This is a genomic window from Acidiphilium sp. JA12-A1 (assembly GCF_000724705.2).
Lineage (GTDB): Bacteria > Pseudomonadota > Alphaproteobacteria > Acetobacterales > Acetobacteraceae > Acidiphilium > Acidiphilium multivorum.
Genome location: NZ_JFHO01000236.1, coordinates 1 through 2,002, shown reverse-complemented (window position 1 = coordinate 2,002; position 2,002 = coordinate 1). Strand labels below are relative to the sequence as shown.

The 2,002-nt window shown below is 66.0% G+C and carries 1 protein-coding gene and 1 pseudogene; both read left to right on the top strand.

The features are described from left to right. Positions 1-47: 47 nt before the first annotated feature. The gene (locus RT91_RS19615) at positions 48-953 is read left to right on the top strand and encodes a site-specific integrase (RefSeq protein ID WP_012039989.1); all 906 of its coding nucleotides are present in this window, start codon (positions 48-50) and stop codon (positions 951-953) included. Between the two features lie 4 nt (positions 954-957). Next, positions 958-2,002: pseudogene (locus RT91_RS19610) on the top strand (IS91 family transposase); the annotation flags it as partial.

Sequence of the window (2,002 nt, the reverse complement as noted above, 5' to 3'; positions counted from 1 at the left end):
GTAGGCTTCTCAGCATGGGGTTCCCTTCATTTTAAGAGGAACCTCCGATGCCAGTTTCACCTATCGAACGGCCTGTCAGCGCGCTCCGGCAGCGCATGCTCGAAGATATGGCGATGCGCGGCCTGCGATCGGCCACGCAGCGGGACTATATTCGCTTTGTTCAGAGCTTCGCGGCATTCCTCAGGCGGCCGCCGGACACGGCGACAGCTGAGGATATCCGTCGCTTTCAGGTTCACCAGCACGAGAGCGGGGTGCAACCGCCGACGATCAACTGCTCGGTTTCGGCGCTACGGTTTTTCTTCACGGTGACGCTCGATCGGCCGGACCTGTCGCGGCGCCTGGTCTTGGCGCGCTCGCCTCGCAAATTGCCGGATGTGCTGAGTGTCGATGAGGTCGGCCGGCTGCTCGAGGCGGCCCCCGGCATCAAGTACAAGGCCATTCTCGGTACCGCCTATGGCGCCGGCCTGCGCGTGTCGGAGGTGGCAAGCCTCAAGGTCGACGATATCGACAGCACGCGGATGCTGATCAGGGTCGAGCAGGGCAAGGGCCGCAAGGACCGCAACGCCATGCTTTCACCCCAGTTGCTCGCCCTGTTGCGGTTGTGGTGGACGGAAGGCAAACGCCGTGGCGTCATGCTGCCCCATGGCTGGCTGTTCCCCGGACGCAGTGCCGCCGATCCGGTCTCGACGCGACAGATCAACCGCGCGGTTCATGAGGCCGCGGAAGCGGCCGGGATCCGGAAGCGGGTCTCGCCCCACACGCTGCGCCATAGCTTCGCGACCCATCTTCTGGAGCAGGACGTCGATATCCGCGTGATCCAGGTGCTGCTGGGGCACAGCAAGCTCGATACGACCGCGCTCTACGCGCGTGTGGCGACCAAGACGATCCGATCGGTCACCAGTCCACTCGAGCGTTTGGCGTCACTGATGGAGGGCAAGGCATCCACCGGCTGAGGCGGTGGGCGCCTCGCTCGAGGTCGCCGATATCTTCCGCGTCGCCGGCCCCGCTTATCGGGCCAGCCATGCCGGGCAGCTGAGCCTGCATCAGCTCAAGGTCATGTCGGCGATCGAGAATTGCCGCACCGCCGCCCTGGGCGGTCATCTCGAAGCCTGCGAGGACTGCGGCCATCGACGGATCGCTTATAACAGCTGCCGCAACCGGCACTGCCCAAAGTGCCAGGGTGCCGCCGCGCGCACCTGGCTCGCCGCGCGCGAGGCCGACCTGCTGCCGGTTGGATATTTCCATGTCGTCTTCACCGTGCCGGCCGCGATCGCCGACATCGCCTTCCACAACAAGGCTGCCGTCTATGACCTGCTGTTCCACGCCGCGGCCAAGACGATGCTGACGATTGCCGCCGATCCCCGGCATCTGGGCGCACGGATCGGCATCACCGCCGTGCTCCATACATGGGGGTCGGCACTGACCCACCACCCACACGTGCACATGATCGTGCCGGGCGGCGGCATCTCGCTCGACGGTGAGCGCTGGATCTCCTCGCGGCCGGCCTTCCTCGTGCCGGTGCGCGTCCTGGGCAAGTTGTTCCGCCGCCTGTTCATCACCGGCCTGATCGCGCTCCACGATCAAGGACGGCTTGCCTTCTTTGGCGGCCTCGCACCACTCGCCGACCGGCGCACCTTTCTGCGCCACCTCTCGCCGGTCCGCAGCAAACGCTGGGTGGTCTACGCTAAGCCGCCCTTCAGCGGCCCCGCAGCGGTGCTTGCCTATCTCTCGCGCTATACCCACCGCATCGCCATCTCGAACCGGCGGCTGCTCGCCTTTGACGAAGCCAGCGTCATCTTCCGCTACAAGGATTATCGTCGCGATGGCGCCGACCGCCACCAGGCTATGACGCTCGCCGCCGACGAGTTCATCCGCCGCTTTCTGATCCACGTCCTGCCACGCGGCTTCCACCGCATCCGCCACTACGGCTTGCTCTCCGCCACGGCGCGCAAACCCVAATCTCGCGCGCGCCCGAGAACTCCTCGCCGCCGCGCCGCTCTCC

What these genes read in the sequence shown, in the direction of transcription:
- RT91_RS19615 (WP_012039989.1), top strand. Translation starts at nt 48, where the DNA reads ATGCCAGTTTCACCTATCGAACGGCCTGTCAGCGCGCTCCGGCAGCGC.